The sequence below is a fragment of the Rhizobium sp. NZLR1b genome (assembly GCF_019685155.1).
Classification (GTDB): domain Bacteria; phylum Pseudomonadota; class Alphaproteobacteria; order Rhizobiales; family Rhizobiaceae; genus Rhizobium.
The window spans coordinates 1-19,695 of the sequence record NZ_JABDWC010000044.1; the positions used below are offsets into that span (position 1 = coordinate 1).

At 58.5% G+C, this 19,695-nt stretch carries 17 protein-coding genes and 9 pseudogenes; 15 read left to right on the forward strand and 11 right to left on the reverse strand.

Features of this window, described 5'->3' with window-relative positions:
• The first annotated feature begins 32 nt into the window (after positions 1-32).
• The 3 genes and pseudogenes from zwf to HJB84_RS32855 all read left to right on the forward strand — a co-directional run.
• Positions 33-1,484 carry a glucose-6-phosphate dehydrogenase gene (gene zwf / locus HJB84_RS32845; protein WP_259671234.1) on the forward strand — a complete coding sequence of 484 codons (1,452 nt, stop codon included), beginning with the start codon at positions 33-35 and terminating at the stop codon, positions 1,482-1,484.
• A gap of 217 nt (positions 1,485-1,701) precedes the next feature.
• Positions 1,702-2,415 (forward strand): annotated as a pseudogene (locus HJB84_RS32850) (ISL3 family transposase); the annotation flags it as partial.
• Positions 2,416-2,432: 17 nt separating this feature from the next.
• Positions 2,433-2,818: pseudogene (locus HJB84_RS32855) on the forward strand (IS6 family transposase); the annotation flags it as partial.
• 382 nt (positions 2,819-3,200) lie between these two features.
• Here the strand turns inward: HJB84_RS32855 and HJB84_RS32860 are convergent.
• Entirely contained in the window at positions 3,201-3,800 is a 600-nt protein-coding gene (locus tag HJB84_RS32860) for a peptidoglycan-binding protein (protein ID WP_221117920.1), read from the reverse strand.
• 117 nt (positions 3,801-3,917) lie between these two features.
• On the opposite strand from HJB84_RS32860, the gene HJB84_RS32865 reads away from it, so the two are divergent.
• From HJB84_RS32865 to HJB84_RS32875, 3 genes are all read left to right on the forward strand, one after another.
• Positions 3,918-4,154 carry a hypothetical protein gene (locus HJB84_RS32865; RefSeq protein ID WP_259671235.1) on the forward strand — a complete coding sequence of 79 codons (237 nt, stop codon included), beginning with the start codon at positions 3,918-3,920 and terminating at the stop codon, positions 4,152-4,154.
• A 225-nt stretch (positions 4,155-4,379) separates the two neighbouring features.
• Entirely contained in the window at positions 4,380-4,634 is a 255-nt protein-coding gene (locus HJB84_RS32870) for a type II toxin-antitoxin system Phd/YefM family antitoxin (RefSeq protein WP_221117922.1), read from the forward strand.
• Positions 4,634-5,059, forward strand: coding sequence for a type II toxin-antitoxin system VapC family toxin (locus HJB84_RS32875; RefSeq protein ID WP_221117923.1), 426 nt, complete (start codon positions 4,634-4,636; stop codon positions 5,057-5,059). Before HJB84_RS32870 ends, HJB84_RS32875 begins: the two co-directional genes overlap by 1 nt.
• Positions 5,060-5,168: 109 nt before the next feature.
• Here the strand turns inward: HJB84_RS32875 and HJB84_RS32880 are convergent.
• From HJB84_RS32880 to HJB84_RS32895, 4 genes and pseudogenes are all read right to left on the reverse strand, one after another.
• Positions 5,169-5,378, reverse strand: a pseudogene (locus HJB84_RS32880) (cysteine hydrolase family protein); the annotation flags it as partial.
• A 25-nt stretch (positions 5,379-5,403) separates the two neighbouring features.
• Positions 5,404-6,258: a transglutaminase family protein gene (locus tag HJB84_RS32885; protein ID WP_221117924.1), complete on the reverse strand. Its 855-nt coding sequence runs from the start codon at positions 6,256-6,258 to the stop codon at positions 5,404-5,406.
• A 16-nt stretch (positions 6,259-6,274) separates the two neighbouring features.
• On the reverse strand, positions 6,275-6,718 hold the full coding sequence (locus HJB84_RS32890) for a response regulator (RefSeq protein WP_311045009.1): 444 nt from the start codon (positions 6,716-6,718) through the stop codon (positions 6,275-6,277).
• Positions 6,719-6,991: 273 nt separating this feature from the next.
• Complete coding sequence (locus HJB84_RS32895; protein ID WP_207584494.1) at positions 6,992-7,609, reverse strand: TetR/AcrR family transcriptional regulator; 618 nt, start codon at positions 7,607-7,609, stop codon at positions 6,992-6,994.
• Positions 7,610-7,698: 89 nt separating this feature from the next.
• Here HJB84_RS32895 and HJB84_RS32900 point away from each other — a divergent pair, with 89 nt between their 5' ends.
• From HJB84_RS32900 to HJB84_RS32910, 3 genes and pseudogenes are all read left to right on the forward strand, one after another.
• A complete protein-coding gene (locus HJB84_RS32900; RefSeq protein ID WP_207584495.1) occupies positions 7,699-8,472 on the forward strand; it encodes an SDR family oxidoreductase in 774 nt (257 codons plus the stop codon).
• 1,220 nt (positions 8,473-9,692) lie between these two features.
• Positions 9,693-9,981, forward strand: a pseudogene (locus HJB84_RS32905) (hypothetical protein); the annotation flags it as partial.
• Positions 9,982-10,000: 19 nt separating this feature from the next.
• On the forward strand, positions 10,001-10,810 hold the full coding sequence (locus HJB84_RS32910; protein ID WP_221117925.1) for an NADP-dependent oxidoreductase: 810 nt from the start codon (positions 10,001-10,003) through the stop codon (positions 10,808-10,810).
• Between the two features lie 408 nt (positions 10,811-11,218).
• Here HJB84_RS32910 and HJB84_RS32915 read toward each other — a convergent pair whose 3' ends face one another.
• Positions 11,219-12,001, reverse strand: a complete 783-nt coding sequence (locus HJB84_RS32915) for a hypothetical protein (protein WP_221117926.1) — start codon at positions 11,999-12,001, stop codon at positions 11,219-11,221.
• A gap of 404 nt (positions 12,002-12,405) precedes the next feature.
• Here HJB84_RS32915 and HJB84_RS32920 point away from each other — a divergent pair, with 404 nt between their 5' ends.
• Positions 12,406-12,882, forward strand: a complete 477-nt coding sequence (locus HJB84_RS32920; protein ID WP_221117927.1) for an Hsp20 family protein — start codon at positions 12,406-12,408, stop codon at positions 12,880-12,882.
• 72 nt (positions 12,883-12,954) lie between these two features.
• Positions 12,955-13,254, forward strand: coding sequence for a DUF982 domain-containing protein (locus tag HJB84_RS32925; protein ID WP_221117928.1), 300 nt, complete (start codon positions 12,955-12,957; stop codon positions 13,252-13,254).
• 83 nt (positions 13,255-13,337) lie between these two features.
• Here the strand turns inward: HJB84_RS32925 and HJB84_RS32930 are convergent.
• Positions 13,338-13,463: pseudogene (locus tag HJB84_RS32930) on the reverse strand (cold-shock protein); the annotation flags it as partial.
• A gap of 75 nt (positions 13,464-13,538) precedes the next feature.
• Between HJB84_RS32930 and HJB84_RS32935 the strand changes: the two are divergent.
• The 3 genes from HJB84_RS32935 to HJB84_RS32945 all read left to right on the forward strand — a co-directional run bounded on the left by HJB84_RS32935 (position 13,539) and on the right by HJB84_RS32945 (position 16,562).
• A complete protein-coding gene (locus HJB84_RS32935; protein WP_221117929.1) occupies positions 13,539-14,981 on the forward strand; it encodes an ATPase domain-containing protein in 1,443 nt (480 codons plus the stop codon).
• Positions 14,978-16,030 carry a sensor histidine kinase gene (locus HJB84_RS32940; protein WP_221117930.1) on the forward strand — a complete coding sequence of 351 codons (1,053 nt, stop codon included), beginning with the start codon at positions 14,978-14,980 and terminating at the stop codon, positions 16,028-16,030. The genes HJB84_RS32935 and HJB84_RS32940 overlap by 4 nt, the downstream gene beginning before the upstream one ends.
• Before the next feature lie 163 nt (positions 16,031-16,193).
• Positions 16,194-16,562: a response regulator gene (locus HJB84_RS32945; RefSeq protein WP_221117931.1), complete on the forward strand. Its 369-nt coding sequence runs from the start codon at positions 16,194-16,196 to the stop codon at positions 16,560-16,562.
• A 259-nt stretch (positions 16,563-16,821) separates the two neighbouring features.
• Here the strand turns inward: HJB84_RS32945 and HJB84_RS32950 are convergent.
• Positions 16,822-16,967, reverse strand: a pseudogene (locus HJB84_RS32950) (IS630 family transposase); the annotation flags it as partial.
• A gap of 510 nt (positions 16,968-17,477) precedes the next feature.
• Positions 17,478-17,873, reverse strand: a pseudogene (locus tag HJB84_RS32955) (DUF4010 domain-containing protein); the annotation flags it as partial.
• On the opposite strand from HJB84_RS32955, the pseudogene HJB84_RS32960 reads away from it, so the two are divergent.
• Positions 17,871-19,439, forward strand: a pseudogene (locus HJB84_RS32960) (heavy metal translocating P-type ATPase); the annotation flags it as partial. The pseudogenes HJB84_RS32955 and HJB84_RS32960 overlap by 3 nt on opposite strands.
• On the opposite strand, the gene HJB84_RS32965 reads toward HJB84_RS32960, so the two are convergent.
• On the reverse strand, positions 19,416-19,589 hold the full coding sequence (locus HJB84_RS32965; RefSeq protein WP_405049252.1) for a universal stress protein: 174 nt from the start codon (positions 19,587-19,589) through the stop codon (positions 19,416-19,418). The pseudogene HJB84_RS32960 and the gene HJB84_RS32965 overlap by 24 nt on opposite strands.
• A pseudogene (locus HJB84_RS32970) lies at positions 19,569-19,695 on the reverse strand (transposase); the annotation flags it as partial. The gene HJB84_RS32965 and the pseudogene HJB84_RS32970, both read right to left, overlap by 21 nt.

A 19,695-nucleotide genomic window follows, 5' to 3' on the forward strand; every position in this document is an offset into this window, starting at 1 on the left:
CTTTCGGGTAATGGCTGCCTTTGAAATCGACCATGATCTGGAACTCAACCTGCCTGCTCATCTTCAACCCAGATCTATGGCATCACCAACCTGGCGGCAAATGTGCTGAGAAATTTGCGACAGAACCGTTCCACCTCACCAATGCGGGCTTCATCCCAGGGTGCCGCATTATCGGCGTCTCGCTCGACGACATCGACGCCGATGCCTTCCGCACCATTGCCCGTGACTCGCTGGACAAGTTCTTGACTCGCAAGTTCTCGCAGTCCGAATGGGAAGCGTTTGCCGCATCACTCGACTACGTCCCGCTCGCTGCCGGCGCCAATGCTCTCAAGGAAGCGGTCGATAGGGCCGAGGAAGCACTGGGCGCCGAGACGCGGCGCGTGCATTATTTATCCGTGCCACCAAGTGCTGCCCTTCTGGCCGTGCAACTCCTCGCCCAAGCTGAGCTGACTGAACGCTCCCGTATCATTATGGAAAAGCCCTTCGGCACGGATCTTGCCAGTGCCGTTGCACTAAACAAGAAGCTGCACGAGGTGTTCGACGAGAAGCAGATCTTCCGCATCGACCATTTCCTCGGCAAGGAGCCGGCGCAAAACATCCTGGCCTTCCGATTTGCCAATGGCCTGTTCGAACCAATCTGGAACCGCAACTTCATCGACCATGTGCAGATCGACGTCCCGGAGACGCTCGGCCTTTCGACCCGCGCCGCCTTTTACGAGACCACCGGCGCCTATCGTGACATGGTGGTGACCCACCTCTTCCAGATCCTCGCCTTCATGGCGATGGAGCCGCCCACCGCCCTTGAGCCTGCGCCAATCTCGGAAGAGAAGAACAAGGTGTTCCGCTCCATGTTGCCAATTGAGCCGCGCGACGTGGTGCGCGGTCAATACATTGGCTACCGCAATGAGCCTGGCGTCGATCCCGAAAGCGACACTGACACCTTCATCGCCCTAAAATGCGCCATCGACAACTGGCGCTGGGCCGGCGTTCCCTTCTACCTGCGTACAGGCAAGCGCATGGCCGAGGGGCAGCGCATTATTTCGATCGCATTCCGCGAGCCCCCGAAATCGATGTTCCCTGCGGGATCTGGCGTGGGGGCACAGGGCCCTGACCACCTCACCTTCGACCTCGCTGATGCCTCCAAGGTCTCGCTTTCCTTCTATGGCAAGCGCCCTGGCCCGGGCTTCCGGCTCGACAAGCTCTCGCTGCAATTCGCCATGAGCGAAACCGGCCTGATTGGCGAAGTTCTGGAGGCCTACGAGCGTCTGATCCTCGACGCCATGCGCGGTGACCACACGCTGTTCACTACGGCCGAGGGTATTGAGCGGCTCTGGGAGGTTTCCCAACCTCTCCTCGATAACCCGCCGCCCGTACGCCTCTACGACCAGGGCGGCTGGGGGCCGAAGTCGATCCACCAACTCATTGCCCCGCACGCCTGGCGCCTGCCGTTCGAGCGCGCCTGGAGGGATGCGGCAAAAGGGTGATTGACGGTCAATAGTTGGATCGATGCCGGCGACCGGAATGGCGCCGACCAATTTTGCGAAAAATCCCAATAAAAAAGGGTCTTCTCAATTTGTGTGGCGGTTCACCGGCTGTTAGCGGCGATGCCGGTACGGGCTAGCCATGCGAACGAAATCAAAATGGTCGCCCGGTCCGGGTATCAAAGTGCAAGATGTTTTACCCAGCGAGGATGGCAATTGGATTTTGTCCGCCTGCGGGGTGCCGTCCGGGATTTGCCCTGATTGCGGATGCCAAAGCAGAAATAGACACGGATGGTCACACCGCAGTCTTCAAGACCTCCCAATCCAGGGCAAAGTCGTGGCGGTGAAGCTCCAGTTGAGCCGGTGGCGTTGCACATATCGGCTCTGCAAACGGCGGACTTTCACTGACCGCATCCCAGCGATTGCCGCCCCCTATGCCCGTCGGACAACCAGGGTCGCGGAGATAGTGGGCATGCTTGGCCATAATGCTGGCGGCCGCCCCGGCGAGCGATTGATGCAACGGCTCGGGATGCCCATCAGCGACGATACCATCCTTCGACATTTGAAGCGGTGTGCCGCGCATGCCAAAGACGACACCCCGGCTCGCGTGGTCGGCATAGATGACTGGGGCTGGCGGAAGTCGTGGCGCTACGGCACGATAATCGTCGATCTTGAACGGCGCACGGTTTTGGACGTTCTCGCCGACCGAAGCGTAACGAGCGTTGCAGGATGGTTGACGCAGCATCCCTCTATCGAGGTTGATAGCAGAGATCGATGCGGACTTTACGCGCAGGCTGCTCGAGAAGGGGCGCCGCAAGCGCATCAAGTGGCTGATCGCTTCCACCTGATGCAGAACCTGCGCCTGGCTATCGAGGAACAGATGAGTTTTTCCGGCCGTGCCCCCGGCAGAGCTTTGCTGCCCGATGAGGGCATCGGGGTTTCTCAAGGGCGTTGTCACGTTGTCGTTGGCTTAACGGTTGGCAGATAGAGCCGGCTAGATGAGCACGTCGACGATCAGCTACAAGAACCACCGCTTTCCACCGCAGATCATCGGCCGCGCGGTGTGGCTGTATTTCCGGTTCCCTTTGAGCCTGCAGCTGGTCGAGGAAATGCTCCTGGAGCGCGGCATCGTCGTTTCTTATGAAACGATCCGGCGATGGGGCCGCAAATTTGGCCCGGCCTACGCAAAGCAACTGCGCAGAAAGAAACCGTCGCAGAAAGATATCTGGCATCTGGACGAGGTGGTGATTTCCATCGGCGGTCGAAAGCATTGGCTGTGGCGTGCCGTCAACCAGGACGGTTACGTTCTCGACGAAATCGTCCAGACCCGCCGCGATAACTGAACGCGTTGTAAGCTAGGTCGCCGACTTTATCGAAGGCGTGCCCGTTCGCTTTGAGGAAGGCCGGTCCTCCGCGGTCATGTCGCCTTGGGCGGATCCTGGAAATGAAGAGTATCGGAGAAATAAGCATAGCGCCGGCCAGCGGCCGGGATTCCGGGAATTCTCGACGCGCAATGAGCGGAAACCAGGGCAGCCGCAGGAGCTTCATCATAGTGGCCCGAAGGGGAAGCTGGACCGACTGCCCCGCTCCTTGCGCTCCGCTTTCGTGGGGCAGGTGGGAGTTTCGAGGGGTGAGGCGTCGCTCGTCCTTGAATAGGCCCGCATAGATCGTAGAGCATCGCGCCTCCCGCTGACCAAAATGACGCCGAGAGGCGAAGTCTCAGCGCGATGCTCGACGCCGTCCATTGGCGATGGGCGCCTTCCTCGATCTTCCCCACAAGAACACGAACACGCCGAAAAAAATGAGCATGACAATGAAGTAGCTCGACCCATCGCCTTTCTTGTCCGCTGTCGGGCTCGGCGCGGAGGCAGCGGGCGTCACCTGTGCCTCGCGTATCGGCAGTTTCGTTGGTTCGGACGACGATCTTTCCGACGTGGACGTCTGCACGGCAGGTGCGGGGACGGCATCCTGCGTATTGGCTGCAGGAGGCGGTGTGGAGGTGGCGATAGACGGAAAGAGCGTCCATAACGAATCTTGGGTGATGACGCCAGTCGGGATGAGATCATGAGCGCGTTGAAATCCCTTCAACGCGGAAATGGATTTTGCTCCCCAGATGCCGTCTGGCACCCCCGCGTCGAACCCTTGTCCCGCCAACGCCTTCTGAACGTCGCGAACCGGTCGGATATCCGCGAACGATTCCGCCGCCGACACTGCTAAGAGCATATATGCAAACAGCAGCGTCGCGTATCCTGCCTTCATCCCCATGCTGCCGTCGCCCTCGCCGAGATGCAAATATACACCACCAGGTTTACTATCCAAGATGCGAAACCTGCATCCGGGTCGAATTCCCGGCGCTTTCATATCTCGTTGAAGCAAATAAGATTCTGGAATCGTCGCAACCCGGCTATATTCGCATCTCCTGGTTGCTCGTTCGGAATGACATTCGTGACTATAGACATTGCGCCGATCTTTCGGCCCTATCTCGACGAAGCGATCGCACGCTTCTCTTATCTACATCCTGACGTGGACGTCGCGACCACCGAGCGGGGCGTCGCGCTGAGCACTTCCGATCCGGCTATAGTTGCTGAATTCCGGCATACGCTCTACCGCCAGAAGATTCATCGCGAGACCGACACGCTTCGCCGGGCGGTGATCGAAAGACTGCTGCGATGAATGTGATGCCGCTGAAGTTCCGCCCGACTGGCGGGCACGAGTTGATCTTCTGCGATGATGCCGGCGGCTTCTTCCGGTCGAGCGACGCTTTCCTCGAGCGCTTTACGCCTGCCGACTGTCAGTCGCGCAGCTTGCGATCGCTGCCCCGCGAGCCGCTGCATCTTGCAATTCCGATTTATGCGGATTAAATGTGGTTACGTAACCACGAAATGCTGGGGGCTTGCCATGACCATCACCACGCTGTCGGGCCGAGAACTCAATCAGGATCTTGGCCGCGCAAAGCGCGCCACCAAGTCTGGGCCTGTCATCATCACCGATAGGGGACGGCCTGCGCATGTTCTCCTGTCATTCGAGGAGTACAAGCGGCTGACAGGCAAAATGCGGACGCTCGGTGACATGCTGGCAGCGCCGGGCGCCGAAGACGTTGACCTGCCGCTCCCGCAGCGCACGGAACATGCCCAACCGGTCGACCTATCCTGATGCTGTTGCTTGATACCAATGTCGTGTCCGAACTGCGCAAGGTCGCGAGCGGCAAGGCTGATCCCAATGTCGTGGTCTGGAACGAAACCGTCGATCCGGCCCAGACCTTCATTTCATCTGTCGTCCTGCACGAACTGGAGATTGGCGTTCGGCTGGTGGAGCATAATGATGCCGCCGCCGGGAAGGCGCTTCGGAACTGGCTGGAAAATACCGTTCTCACTGCGTTTTCCGGCCGAATCCTGCCTCTGGACGAGGCGGCGGCAGTTCAGGCGGCCCGATGGCATGTGCCCAACCCCAAACCGATCAATGACGCTTATATTGTAGCGACAGCCTTCACCCGCCGTATGACGCTGGTCACGCGCAACATCAAAGATTTCGAAGGCACGGGAGTTGCACTCGTGAATCCGTGGAATCTTCCGACATAGCATCCACAGCGATCGTTCGTGTGACGCAATTAATTGTAGCCTGGTGGGAAACGACCGCCTGACAGCCGCCTGATGTCAGAGGTTCGCGCGTGGTTTCATGCATGAGCGAGCTTTCCAGAATGTCGTCGACATGGGCGGTCCAGCCGACGATAGCACCCTGGGCGCGGATCATGGCGATGGCTGCGGCTTTGAATTCGGGGAAATAGCTTTCCGTCGCCTCCTCGGCGAGCAGGCATTCATAGCCGCGGTCGTTTGCTTCGCGCATGGTCGTCTGCACGCAGACTTCGGTGGTGACGCCGGCAAAGACGAGTTGACTAAGTAGAGCAGGCGAACGTCATCTGCCGCTATTCTCGTATCTCGACCACCTTGACCGACACGTCCAAATCCAGGAAATCGTCCGGCATTCCCGTATATCCGCCGGTAACAGGCATGATCTGTCCATTGTTGCGGGCAAACGCTACGGGAATAAGACATGCTTCTCCCACTCGTCGATGGGTGGGATCAAACGCAATCCAACCGGCTCCCGGAAGATAGACTTCCGCCCAGGCATGTGTCGATCCGCCGTCGTCGACAGATGCCCGCGGGTCGTAGATGTAACCGGAGACAGCACGCGCACCGAACCCTAAGCAACGAACAGCTTCAATGAAAAGCGCTGCGATGTCCCTGCATGAGCCACTGGCCTGCTCCAGTGTTTGTTGCGGCGACTGTGTGCCTTCCTCGTCTCGGATGCGATAGCTGACATTTGTCAGAATGCCAGCATTGATGTCTTTCAGGAGCGAAAGCGTGTCGGTCGGGCGGCTGCCCACAAACGCTCGGGCCCAATCCGCCACACGGTTACCAGGAGAGGTCGCGGCAGCAAACGCGCCGAGGTCGGTCTCGTCTTCGGTCGAGTAGGTGAAGGGATAGGCATGCGCCGAGATGTCTATATTGAAGACCGGCCACGGGTCGGCGGTCTGCTCGACAATGGCAGCACTGGAGATCGTCAGTTCGGAGGTCCGTTCAGAAAACGTTACCGTCGCGACCGTGTTGCCGAAAACGTCCTTCGCCCAGTCAATCGACCCGCTCGCAGAACAGTCAATGCTGAAAGACAAGGTCCGAAGCTGTTGGTCGGTCCGTGGCGACAGGATCAGGCGGTGCGCAAGCAGCCCGACGGGCCGCAAGTAACGATAGGTCGTTCGATGCTTGATCTGAAGTTTCATGATGATTTCCCGGCCGTCAGTCTATCTCAGACGTAGGCCAGGGAAACGGCGCTCGTAAAGTGTACGCGCTTTGCGGACCCCGTTGTGGCGACGAGAGTTCTTCTCGATGTTCGGATTCAATGAGGAGCTTGAAGCATGTCATTAGGGGCTTGGCAGCGTACGGCTTCCTGACAAATCTAAAGCGGTGCGGTAGCAACGACTGTCGCAGATTTACGACCCCGGACGTCATAACAATCGCTAGCTTTGGCCATCTTGCATGAACGCGCACCGCGAGTTGGACACCATCTATTGGGCCCTTCATATTAACGGATGTGAACACGAGACTGATGTCGTCCCGCATTTCCAAGATCTCCAACGCATCTACGCCATTGGATGCCTCGGCTGTCCCATAGCCGGACCCTTTACACGCAACTACCGCTTCCGCGCGGATGCCCCGGTTCTCTTCTACAATTAGGATCACGTGTTTTTGAGCATGGCCGTTCAACAACTTGATTTACCCAGCAAAGAGTTTAGCGACAGAACTATCAAATCACCAATGCTGCGGCGCAGCAACAAGATATTGGCAGCGCTATCTGCCGAGCCATGCGCTGGATTGTCAAATTGGAATACAGCGGCTGAACGGCGGGGTCGCGGGTTCATGTCCATTCAAGGCGCCCTGGGCGAACCACCGATAAAGTTCTGCGACGCTTGCGGTAAGCCCGTAACGGTTCACGTGTCTTCGGCCGAACTCCCGTTAGGTACTACACTTCCCAGGCCAAGCCGTGAGTGCGACATCAATCAGCCGCTTCAGCAGCGCATTGCAGGCGCCATCGCAGGCCTGTGCGGACATGCCCTGGATAATTGCACCGTAGAAGCGCGCGAGCGTATCGGTATCGGTTTGCGCCGGCAATTCGCTTTCCTCAACGGCGCGGTCAAAGCGGGCTTTCACGGTTTTGATCGACGCCTCGCGCAATGCTGCCGTCATCCGCGCGACGGATGCATTTTCTTCCGCATGCTGCAGCACGGCTGTCGATACCATGCAACCTCGCGGCTTGTCCGGTTGGGTGTCACCGTCAGCGATATCGTAAAGGTAACGGCTCAGGGCTTCATAAACTGGAAGATTAGATTGGAGGATTTCCGACCGTCGGCTGGTTTCACGGGCAATGCTGAAGTCGAGCGCCTGACGGTACAATTCCTCCTTTGATCCGAACATCGAATAAAGAGTCGGCGGATTGATCCCCATGGCCTTCGTGAGATCTGCGGTCGAGGTTCCTTCGTAGCCGCGTTCCCAGAACAGCCGTGCCGCGATGTCGAGCCCAACGTCGCGATCGAGCGCGGGCGGTCTGCCTCGTTTGCGGACGGGCTTTTCCATTAAAATAGTGGTCCCTATTAAATGCGTTGACAGAGGGTTTTCTGCTCTTATTATAGGGGTCACTATTTAATTTAGCAACGGAGTGGTCCATGTCCCAAAGACTAGCAAACAAGATAGCCCTCATTACCGGAAGCTCGCGCGGTATCGGCCGGGCGGCCGCCCTTGCGTTTGCGAGGGAGGGTGCCGCGTTGATTGGTGTGCACTACACCGCCAACGCGGATGCCGCTAATGCCACGGTACGCGACATTGGGGCGCTTGGCGTCAAGGCTGTCGCTGTGAAAGCCGATCTCAGACACGGCAAGGACGCGGCCGATAACCTCTGGGCCCAGTTCAGCGAAGCCGCGCGTATAGAGACGGGCTCATCCGCTCTGGACATTCTGGTGAACAATGCGGGTATCGCGCCGGCGTTACCGTTGGAGCAGACGAGCGAAGCAGCTTTCGACGAGGTGATGACGATTAACTATAAGGCGCCGTTCTTCCTGATCCAGGCAGTGGCGGACCACATCCGCGACAACGGCCGCATCATTAATATCTCCACTGGGTTTACGCGGATCGCTGCGCCGACACATCCTGCCTATGCGGCCTCCAAGGGGGCGCTGGAGACATTGACACTGGCACTGGCACCTGAATTTGCAACTCGGGGGATTACGGTCAATGCGGTGCTTCCGGGTGTGACGGAGACGGATATGAATGCCGAGTGGCTGGCATCGCCGGACGCGCGCGCCGGCGCCGAAGCGCTCTCGGTCTTCTCACGTGTCGGCCGGGCGGAGGACGTCGCTGACGTTATCGCTTTCCTCGCATCGAACCATGCGCGCTGGACGACGGGCCAGATGATCGATGCGACGGGGGGTGCGCGGATCTGATCGATCCTAAGACTTTTCTGTGTTTGCAGCCATCCAAACCGCGGCACAGGATGCATCCTCGACGAGGTACCGGTTTAGGTCCGCTTCCCCGTTAGTCCATAAGGCAGAATCGCGCTCGCCAGGCGCGATCATGTTTTCATCCAATCGGCGGGGCGCCTGCCTAAGCTGGCAGGATCGTTCCTCGCATCCCGAACAGCCTCAACGCGCCGACATTAACTCGCCCACCAAGAACCTCTTTCGTTGGAGGTTGAATGTTCCGGTAAACGGCGGCGTAAACGGACCTGGCCGCGACAAGCCAACTCATCCTCAATGAGCAGTTGCCAACGTGTCCTCCCCCTGTCGGCGGTGATCGTGGACTGGACGCATATCTTCAGTGTGTCGTTTCGATTAAAAGTCGCGTAATCAATTTGTTGAAAAAAACATGTGCCGAGGATCGCTGTGTTTCGCGATTACCTCCGGCGCGCAGGCGAGCGTATATGGAACGCGCTTGCTTTGAATCTCGGGTGCGACTCAAGTTCCTCAGTAACATTTCGTACGAAGCATTCCTTCGAAATTCGGTGTGCTGCTGCAAGCTTTTACATCTCGAGCAAGATTCGCCTTCGCTATTGTTGCCTGCTCTCGACGAGGAGCATCTTTGTTGGCCGCGGGAAAGCTTGTGCAACTGGGCAGAAACGTTCCCGCACCGGCGAGGTAAACGGCTATGATCATTCGACGCACGATGACTACCTCCATATTGCTTAAACGAGGCAAAAAGCAGTGTTGCCCGATCCACCTTGCGTTACGCCCCATTCAAAAAGTATATGTTTGAATTCAACTGATATGTCAGCAGTTCATTTCCCATCAAGGCGTTTGATCTGAACAGAAAAAGCTCGATCGCGCCGATCTAGCTGCGATCGGCATTGTCCTGACCGTCACGCCTATGACAGCAGCCAATGGTTCACGCGAGGGCGAATGCAATCCCACGGCGCGGGATCCGGGGAAAGCTAGACGAGAAACGCATCGAATGCCCTTACGTTCGGATTGTCGCGCCGACTTTTCGGCCACAGCGCCGTTATTTCCCGTCACCAGACTGCGCAACGCATTCAGTGAAAGCGTGTCGGCATGCTCGGGGGAGGGGAGCCGTTTCTTTGCCATCCCCGGACCGAATCACGATTTGCCCGGTCTTAGGAATCCCTGCGCCGACCAACAGGGTTCTACGCGCCGGGTTATGCACACTTTCTATGGGCGGTCGCCGAAATGCTGCCACCGATTTTGCCCCACGTACCCGGATGGAGCCGGCCTTCCGCGCCGGCATCGCATTGGCGCGTCTCGATGCGCGCATTGCCCGCTCGCCGGTTGGCGCCGGCTTCCTCAAACGATCCCAGTTTGCCGATGCCTGTGCCTCGTTGTGGATCGACGGCGAGCTTGTGCATCTCGAGGACCTCGTCCCCGACGACGCCACTCGCGATATCCGCACACCCACCCAAGCTGACCATCACCCGCTCGCGCCGGCGCATCGCCGGCCAAGCCAGTGGAAGTAGGTGATGTCATGGAGGGCGAGACCGTCTGCGAAGTCATTCAATCGCGCAGCCATTCTTTCAAGGCCGGCGAAGTCGTCCGGGCGATGACCGGATGGTGCACTCATGCAGTCGTCGATGCCACGAAGGTCAAGCATGTCGAGACGCATGGTGCGCCTGTGTCGACCGCGCTCGGCGTTCTCGGCATGCCTGGCTTCACTGCGTATGGGGGCATGAAGGTCATAGGCCAGCCGAAACCGAAGGAGACTGTCGTGATCGCCGCTGCATCCGGCCCCGTCGGATCGCTTGTGGGTCAGATCGCGAAACTCGCAGGAGCCCGCGCCGTGGGCGTGGCCGGCGGCAAGGAGAAGTGCGACTACGTCAGGGACGAGCTGGGGTTCGACGCGGTAGTGGACCATCGTTCCCAAGCGTTCGCTTCGGAGCTTTCGAGCGCTTGTCCGGACGGGGTGGATGTCTATTTCGAGAATGTCGGCGGACATGTCTGGGAAGCCGTGTCCCCGTTGCTGAACTTATATGCGCGTGTCCCGGTATGTGGGCTCATCGCTCAATACAACGGCCCCGGCGACTCCCCAGGAGACCGGTTGCCTGCATTGATGTCGTCGATTCTGCGGCGCAGCCTTCTCTTGAGAGGATTCATCAATACCGAGTTCCTCGATACGCACTTCGACGCCTTCAAGAAGGAGATCGGTCCCCTCGTAGCATCCGGCAAGATCAAATACCGCGAGGATGTCGTGGATGGCCTTGAGAACGCACCCGAGGCCTTCATCGGTATGCTTTCGGGCGGCAACTTCGGAAAGCTGCTGGTTCGCGTCGGGCGTTGACCCGGTTCATTTCAGGCGCATGGCCAGTCGTTCGATGGCTCCTCGACGATATCGGGATCGCTATCGTATGCGGTTTTCATGTCTGCCAGCTCTTTCTGGATTGCCGACGCTCGTCGGGCTGGGAAGAAAAGCCGTTGGGGATAAGGAAGTCTTCGGGCCAGACGTGCTGTGGACGCCACCAAGATCGCACCTGGAGAGCGGGGCCTAGTGTGATGGACGGATGGTGCGCCCGACCTCAACAGGCGGATGGCAAGGAATACGCCGTACGCAAAATGGTATCTGCTGAACGCCGGCCGCTGACTAGCGACCTTCTCAAGGCTTCCCTGCGTATCAAACAGCCACCGAACTGTCGGCCGTCCTCGCAAGATCTCCGTCAGGACGGAGCGTACGCCCCGGAGAGTTCGCCGTTCACTTGGTGCAAAGCTTCGTTAGAGACTTTTCGATGCCCTTCCGTAGCGCAATGGATATTTGATCCTTGAGACCTGCGACGACGTCGCCGAACTCTCCACCCGTTTCAAGGATTTCGACAAAGCCGTCTTTCATCGCGCACGTTGCGAGATCGGCCTCTACGCGGACCTGGGCTTTAGCAGAAAATCCTCCCTGGACCGCCGCATTGCTCGACGTCCTGCAGGACAGCGTCCCCGACGCGGATGCTTGCGCAACGTCTCCGACGACATGGATATCCAAAGCGTCGATCTTTATGGACTCGAAGCTATCGACGCCGAGATCGATCTTAACGCCGAGCACGGTTTGCTTCACCTTCAAAGGCTTGCAAGGTGCCGCCTCTTCGATCGCCCGCTCCAGAGCGTTGGCAGCATATGCGGACGTCGACAAAGGAGGCCCAAGGGCGACAAGTTGCCCGAACAGAACGCCGGCGGCTAAGATCGGGCGGAACACTATTTGACGAAGAAGTCGGAATTTCAGACGATCGAGGTTCATTTGCTTCCCTGCGATGAGGCCAGCATCAAAAGGCATCACATCGGCGAATGCAAGGCGGCGCCTCCTCAAGAAGATTGATCGTTTTCTCCTCGGAACTTCGGGGCCTCCAATCGCGCCGTTGCTGACCTGCCATGGCATGGTCGGCGAGGTCGACCGTGTCCCGCTGGTTTTTGGGGTGGCTGGGCTGGTTAGCATCGGCCTGACGGGCGCGTTGATCGATAAATGGCTGCGTCCGTTGATCTTGGTCGGCATTGACCGTTCCTCGCAGCGGCATTCATACTTGCGGCGACCGACGGCGCCGATTGCGATCTATGAGCCGCACTGATTTGGGGGCTAGGATTCGGCGGAGCGGCGACGCTGTTTCAAACTGCATCGGCGCGCGGCCGGGGCGGCGGCCGATGTGGCACAGGCGATGATCGTCGCTGCATGGAACATCGCGATTGCCGGCGGGTGGTCGTCAACGGGTCATGGTTTTATCAACGGCGGTCCTTGTGACGCGGCATCGCCGCCTTCCATAAAAATTTTCTGACCCACTCTTGAAACCATATCGAAGACCACCAAAATCGACTGTCACGGTCGCTCATCGAGGGCCGGATGAACCGAAGGCGATCCCTTTGGCGCCTTCATTTCCATGTTGCTTGAAGGAGGATATGGTTATGGCAACAACTTACGATTATGCACCACTGTTTCGTTCCAGCGTCGGCTTCGACCGGGTGTTCAACCTGCTCGAGAATGCCCAGCGTGCCCGCTCGATCAGTGACTGGCCGCCCTATGATATCGTCAAGACGGGCGATGAAAGCTACCGCATTACGGTCGCCGTGGCTGGGTTCTCGCAAGACGATCTCGACCTCACCTTCCAGTCAAACCTTTTGACGATTACCGGCAATAAGGGTGAGGCTCAGGCTGAGGGCTATCTGCATTGCGGCATCGCTGGCCGGCCGTTCGAGCACCGCTTCGAACTTGCCGATCATGTGCGGGTGACGGGTGCCGACCTTCAAAACGGACTGCTTGCAATCGATCTCGTGCGGGAAATTCCGGACGCCATGAAGCCTCGTAAGATCGAAATCAGCTCTTCAAATCCGGTCGGCGAAAAGAGCCGTCCGGCCCAAATCGAGGCTACCAAAGCAGCGTAATTCGTCAGTTCAGGGGCGCCGCAACATCGGCGCCCATCCTTTCAACAATCGGGCTTGAAAAGGAGAATTTTGATGAAACCCGATATGTTCAAAACGCCAGTTACCATTCTGACCGGTCTCGGGATCCCGACACCGGTCAAGTCCGTATTGCACGCCTACCAGCTTCTCATGGATTGGCCAGCTGCCTGTCGCGACCGCGGACATGCGGTAGCGACCAACGCCTGCCTGGCGGCGTTGAACGGTCTTGTTGATGCGGAAACAGCTCGCGGCTTGTTCGCGGCCTTCGCCGAACGGCAGGATGTGCTTGCACCCGATCTTGATATGCTGGTGGCGATACGCGGCGGAACGAGCAGCGATCCTCACATCCACTAACCGTTCGAAAGGAGAGACCGTTGAAAAACGATATCGCCAATTTCGAGTTCAATGAGGCAGTAGTGCTCCAGATTAGGGCTCACAGAGATATGAACGAAGGCGTCGGCGCCGCCGTTGTCAGGCTGAATGAAGCCGAAGCCTTTTGTGGAATTGACATCCGGCCATGGGGCCCAAGATCGTTGAAGTTTGGAGAAAGACAAATATAACATTCAGGCGGCACTTCCATAGGACGATGCGCGCTATCTAACTCAATACACTGCTAAGCATTGTAACGGAAGACCAACATGCTGAAACAAAAAAAGCCCGCTGTTGTCAGCATGGGAATTAGCGGACTTGATGAGATTTTGCGCGGCGGTCTGCCGGCGTCGAACCTGTATATGCTGCAAGGTGCACCGGGTTCTGGCAAGACGACAGCTGCACTCCAGTTCTTACGCGCCGGCGTCGAGGCCGGGGAGAGTTGCATTTACGTTACTCTATCGCAAACAGCTGCGGAACTTAAGGCCATCGCGGCGTCGCACGGCTGGAGCCTTGAGGGCATTCGTGTCGAAGAGGTGTCGACCTCAGGCACAGTCAGTGAAGCGGATGACCAGAGTATTTTCCTTACCGCCGATCTCCGGCTGGATGAGACGCGCAAAGCTATCGAGACGGCGATCGAAGAGCATAAACCTCGGCGTCTCGTCTACGACTCCCTCCTTGAAACCCGGCTGATCACGGGTGACTCGCCGCGCTTTCGGCGGGAGTTGATCGGCTTCAAGTCATTTCTTGCCAAGCAGAACGTCGTGGCGCTCCTTTTGGATACACAGACGGCAGGTTCCGACCGCACCGGCGAAGAGGTAGAGGGGCTTGCCCACGGTGTCATCCGATTTGACAAGTCGCTCGAGGAATATGGCGGCGTGCGCCGTCGCACCGAGGTCTCCAAGATGCGAGGTGTACCGATCGCCGACGGATATCACGACATGGCAATCCGTGAAGGGGAAGGCGTCGTTGTATTCCCCCGCATCATGCCAAGCACGGCATCGGAGAATCCGAAACCGCAACTGATCAAATCCGGCGTCGCCGAGCTCGACGAGATGTTCGGTGGTGGCCAGGAGGCAGGAACCACCACACTCGTCATCGGGCAGTCAGGCACCGGCAAATCGACCATGTCATCGCTCTACGCAACAGCCGCGCTTGAGCGCGGTGAAAGTGTAGCGCTGTTCCTCTTCGAGGAGCGGCTGGAAACGTTCTTCCGTCGCTCCGAAGGCTTGGGCATGGAACTGAGGCAGTTTCACAAAGACGGCAAACTCATCCTGCGGGATTTCAATCCCAACGAAATTTCACCCGGGGAGTTTGGCCGGATCGTTCAGGATGCGGTCACCCAGAATAAGTCCCGGGTCGTCGTGATCGACAGCCTGACGGGATATCTGAATTCCCTGCCGCACCGGGAGAAAGCCGTTCGCGATATTCAGTCGCTCCTGAAGTACCTGGCCCGCTCCGGAGTCCTCACCATGCTGATTGTTGCTCAACACGGCTTGATCGGTCAGAATGTCGGCATTGATGTGGACGTCAGCTTCCTCGGCGATACCGTCCTGCTATTGCGGATCATGGAGCATGAAGGGCGCCTGCGCCGGAACATCACCGTCGTCAAGAAGCGCCACGGTCCGCACGACCTCAATGTCCGTGAACTGCTGATCGAAAGCGGAAGCGTGAGCGTTGTCGCCTATAATCCCCTTCCAGATCCGAAATGAATGTAGTTCCGAGCGAGAGCGAGTTGGACTGGGTGCTCGTCCTTGCGCCCTTTCGCAAGGACGCCGATTACATTGCTGCTTTCCTTCGAGAACAGACGATCGAGGTCCGGGCTGCGAAAGCGGACGACGATCTGGTGGAACACCTCACTCGGTCTCCCGGCATCATCATCATCACCCATGAGGCGCTCAATCCGCAGGTTGTCGCAAGAGTGGCGGCGCATCTTGCAGAGCAGCCCGACTGGTCGGAAGTGCCGATCATCGTCCTTTTGGAGCGCACGGCGCCGATTGCACGAATTCGAATCCAACTGCTAAATTCCTGGCCTGGCGCGCGCCTTCTGTTCTACACGCGTCCCATTGCGCCGCTTGAGCTTGTAAACGGGATCCAGTCAAACCTCTTGGTTCGGCTCCGCCAACGCCAGGTCCGTGATTCCATCGAGCGGGAAAGAGAACTGCGCTTGGAACTCAATCACCGGGTGAAGAATATCCTGGCGAGCGTCACGTCGATTTTTCAGATGACAAGGCGCGGCGCGGCAAACGTTGAGGACCTGGCCAGCGATTTTACTGGTCGGCTGCAGGCGCTTTCTAACGTGCATACCGCTGTGTTTGAGGCTGGCGGGGAGGAGGTCTCGCTTTCAACAGTCGTTAACTTGACGGTTTCTCCCTACAACAGCGATGGCGTGAGTCGTATAAATCTCAGTGGGCCGGATCTTGTTGTCAGCCGGCATGCCGGAACGACGATAGCGCTATGCCTGCATGAGCTCATCACCAACGCCATAAAATACGGCGCGCTGTCCCAACCGGACGGCCATGTAGAAATCTTTTGGACAGTCGCTAAAAACGCCAGTTCCGACTTCTCTTTGAACTGGACCGAAGTCGGGGGACCCGCAGTGCGCGAACCGACGCGGCAGGGATATGGGACCCGGTATGTGCGGTCCGCGCTGGGATCATTGTTTGGCACTGCCCCCGAAATAGTTTTTGCCCCGGTGGGTTTGCGGTGCAGCGTGAAAGGTTCTTTGGCACGGATATCGCCCGGGTATTGGAAACAATGATTGGCGGTGATTTGCGAATATCCACGAGAATAGAACTCTCAGTTCGCGCCAACATTCTGAAAAATCGCCCTTCCCAAGGGGACCAATTCCGCTATCTGCGCGTTTCTGAGCTCGAAGGTTAAAAAAGACATGTCTGCAGCGTCGATGACGGAGAGTGTGGAAAATGACGCAGGACAGCATCACGGTCATTGTCGTGGAGGACGACATGCTTGTCCGGCTGGACCTTGTGATGTCACTTGAGGACGAGGGGTTTATTATACTCGAGGCTTCAAATGCCGACGAAGCCCTAGAAATCCTGAACGCCAATCCTGAGATCCGGTTGATGTTCACTGACATCGATATGCCAGGTACCATGGATGGCCTAAAGCTTGCGGCTGCGGTGCGGGACAGGTGGCCGCCCGTCAAGATTATAGTGACATCGGGCCACCGCGACCTGACCGACGAGTTGCTACCGGTTGAGGGCAGGTTTTTCAGCAAGCCTTATGATCATGCTCGCGTCATCTCAACAATAAGGGAAATGCTGGCCGCGTAGGGATAAGCGAACGTGATCGGAAGCCCGTCTTTCCAGCGGGCATCGAGTGATTGTCGTAGGTTTCGGTCATGTAGAACAAAAAGAGAACAGAATTGATTTTGTAAAGGGGCTCCCCCGAACTTTCGCATCGTCGGCGTCTTTTACAGGATGGCGCTCACCAGGCCGAATGCGGGATTCCCACGGCCGATCTAAAATTCAGAGCAGCATCGCGAGAAGCGCGGCAATCGCCCTAGCTCGTCCAAACAAGGCTATGCCCCACTCGATCGAGCGCCTGGATCTGGTCTTCTCATCGACAGACAGCACGATGGCGTGGGCCGGTGGGTCGATATAGAGGCCGACGACGTCTCGCAGCTTTTCGACGAATTGCCGATCGTTGGAGAGCTTGAACTGGCGCCAGCGGTTTGCCGACGTTCCATCGCTCCAGATAGGCGCCACGCTCGCTCGACCGGACCGGCTCGAATTTCTCAGCGCACGAAGGCGGCAACCGCACGTGAAGTCCGAGGTGCATCTCGCCCTGCGCCGGCACCATAGGCCGGCCGGAAGGATCGGACCGCAGAGCCGCGAGGACAGAACCGGCGTCTTTCTCGGCTGTATCGCCACGCCGCTGCTGGTTGAGGAACACCTGCTCGAAGGCCACCCCGTCCGTTGCCTAGCCAAAGACGCTGGTTGCCAAAATTGATTAGAATATTGTTCCTCCAATATCGAACTCACGAGCCGCCGTCATCTGCTCAAGGGTTTGGTACCGCCAGGCGGCCAGGGTGCTATCCGAGCTTCCGGGTTCGCCTGGTGCCTTCGCGGCCACTGCATGCGCGGTTGAAGGAACCGCTGCAAGGACCGCGATTCCCATCGAGAAGACGGAACACTGTCTTGCAAGTGGCGAGGCTTTATTTTAGCCGCTGCCGGGTTTGTCGTTGCTCATGTCAAGAGTAGGCCCGCAACGCCGGCAACCATCGCGCCAACGGTTGCGACTGCCAGTCGACCGGCAAAACCGATACTGCCAGTGCTTGCCGCTAGAGCGAACTTGGCGAAAAGATTTGCGGAGGCCGCGGCCGCTATGGCCTGAGCGGCAGCATCTGCGGGCACACGGAGCGAGGAAAGTTTCGCCACGGAGAGCGTTATCGCGTCGAGATCCCCTAGGCCCGTGATGAACGCTACCGCGAACAGTGAGTGTGTTCCGAAAACCGTCAGTGCTACCCGCGTCACCACTGTCACAACGGCGAGAAGGAGCGCAAAGCGGAGCACCACGACCAATTCAAGCGGATTACTGGGCGAAAAATCTGGGGTGTCGTCAGAACGTCGATAGAAACCGGCGCGATTGTCGGTCTCATGTACTCCGGCGGCCAGTACTTGGAAGCCTACGCGCATCGTTGCGCCGACGAAGGAATGTCGGCGCTGCTGGCACAAGTCCCACGCACGGCGCTCCGACTGGGCGACCGCGGCGTCGACGAAATCCCGATCGAGACGATCGTCATCGGGGACGCCCTGCTGATACGAAAGGGAGACGTTGTCCCAGCCGATGGAGTCCTGCTCGGCGAGATCGCGACGATCGACCAGGCGGTGTTGACCGGAGAGCCATTTCCGGTCTGCGTTGCCAGGGGTGCCCATATATCGAGCGGCGCGACCAACGTTGGCGACGCAATCGAGATCCGCGTTCTAAGCCGCGCAGAAGATAGCGCCTACGCCGGAATAGTCAGGTTGGTGGAAGCGTCGAAGCGATCCAAGGCGAAGCTGATGCGACTTGCCGACCGGTTCTCGGTATGGTTCCTGTTTATCACGATCTTCGTCGCCGGCGTGTCGGCAGCGCTTTCCGGGGATCTGTCGCGGATCGTGGCCGTCCTTGTCGTCGCGACGCCTTGTCCGTTGATATTGGCCGTTCCCGTTGCCCTTGCCGCAGGGACTTCGAAAGCCGCCAGGGAGGGTGTTCTGGTGAAAGGAGCGGGCCCCCTTGAGGCTCTTGCCCAGGCATCCGTGGCCGTTTTCGACAAGACAGGAACTCTAACCGCAGGACAGCCCGAGGTCGGCTTGATAGAAGGCCACGAACATCCCGAAAGAATTTTGCGGCTGGCCGCCTCTCTGGACCAAGCTTCGGGCCATGTGGTCGGACGCGCGCTTGTCGACGAAGCACATAGACGCGGCTTGACTCTGAGCCGCCCTTCGGAGGTGACCGAGATTGCCGGATCGGGAATCACGGGGATTGTGGACGGGGTGCGCGTCAGCGTTGGAGGCGACACGTATCTCGAAGAGTCCCAACCGTCGGTCCCGTACCGTTCGAACAACGCGATGCGTGTAAAAGTCGTCTTCAATGGGCAACCGGCCGGGACAATCGCGCTCGAAGACCGGCTTCGCGCCGACGCTGTTGAACTCGTCAAACAACTCCGCGCATCGGGGATTTCCCGGCTTGTTCTCGCTTCCGGAGACGAGCTGTCGATAGCGACCGCCATAGCTCACTCCCTGGGACTGGACGATGTCAAGGCGAGGCTCGCGCCGTCGGACAAGGTCGCCGTTATCGAAAAGGAGCGCGTTAATGGGCGGGTGCTGATGGTAGGCGACGGTGTGAATGACGCGCCCGCGCTGGCAGCCGCCGACGTCGGGATCGCTGTGGGCGTCACGAACCTTGCGGCGGCCGCGGAGGCGGCGGACATCGTCCTCGTCAGGGACGACCTCACCAAGATCGTTGCGGCGATCGGCATCGCACGCCGGTCCCGCACGATCGCGCTCCAGAGCGTCTATGCCGGTATCGGTCTCTCGGTCGTCGCGATGGGTTTCGCGGGCGGGGGCTTCCTGCCACCGGTCGCCGGTGCGCTACTCCAAGAGGCAATCGACGTGGCGGTGATCCTGAACGCGAGCCCTATCCTAATGAGCGAGAAGGACAGGTAGCTCGGACTTGCCCAGCAATTCCCGAGTGACGCCGCCGAGGATGAATTCTCGAAGCCGGGAATGGCCAAATCCTCCCGCGACCAGTATATCCGCCTTGCGTTCGAGCGCAGCCGTTTGAATGGCTGCAGCCGCCAGTACGAAGGCAGCGATGACGGCCGCATCGATCGGATCGGTCTTGGCCCTGCGGCCGAGCGCGTTGGCAAAGGCGCGCACCTGCGCCGGATTGACAACAACCACCCCAAAACCAGCTGCCGAC

Coding starts and splice junctions, on each gene's coding strand:
- HJB84_RS32895 (WP_207584494.1), bottom strand. CDS start 7,609: ATGGAAAAGCCCGTCCGCAAACGAGGCAGACCGCCCGCGCTCGATCGC.
- HJB84_RS32865 (WP_259671235.1), top strand. CDS start 3,918: ATGACATTCGTGACTATAGACATTGCGCCGATCTTTCGGCCCTATCTC.
- HJB84_RS32940 (WP_221117930.1), top strand. CDS start 14,978: ATGAATGTAGTTCCGAGCGAGAGCGAGTTGGACTGGGTGCTCGTCCTT.
- HJB84_RS32920 (WP_221117927.1), top strand. CDS start 12,406: ATGGCAACAACTTACGATTATGCACCACTGTTTCGTTCCAGCGTCGGC.
- HJB84_RS32910 (WP_221117925.1), top strand. CDS start 10,001: ATGGAGGGCGAGACCGTCTGCGAAGTCATTCAATCGCGCAGCCATTCT.
- zwf (WP_259671234.1), top strand. CDS start 33: ATGATCTGGAACTCAACCTGCCTGCTCATCTTCAACCCAGATCTATGG.
- HJB84_RS32870 (WP_221117922.1), top strand. CDS start 4,380: ATGACCATCACCACGCTGTCGGGCCGAGAACTCAATCAGGATCTTGGC.
- HJB84_RS32945 (WP_221117931.1), top strand. CDS start 16,194: ATGACGCAGGACAGCATCACGGTCATTGTCGTGGAGGACGACATGCTT.
- HJB84_RS32875 (WP_221117923.1), top strand. CDS start 4,634: ATGCTGTTGCTTGATACCAATGTCGTGTCCGAACTGCGCAAGGTCGCG.
- HJB84_RS32935 (WP_221117929.1), top strand. CDS start 13,539: ATGCTGAAACAAAAAAAGCCCGCTGTTGTCAGCATGGGAATTAGCGGA.
- HJB84_RS32925 (WP_221117928.1), top strand. CDS start 12,955: ATGAAACCCGATATGTTCAAAACGCCAGTTACCATTCTGACCGGTCTC.
- HJB84_RS32900 (WP_207584495.1), top strand. CDS start 7,699: ATGTCCCAAAGACTAGCAAACAAGATAGCCCTCATTACCGGAAGCTCG.
- HJB84_RS32915 (WP_221117926.1), bottom strand. CDS start 12,001: ATGCCGACCAAGATCAACGGACGCAGCCATTTATCGATCAACGCGCCC.
- HJB84_RS32885 (WP_221117924.1), bottom strand. CDS start 6,258: ATGAAACTTCAGATCAAGCATCGAACGACCTATCGTTACTTGCGGCCC.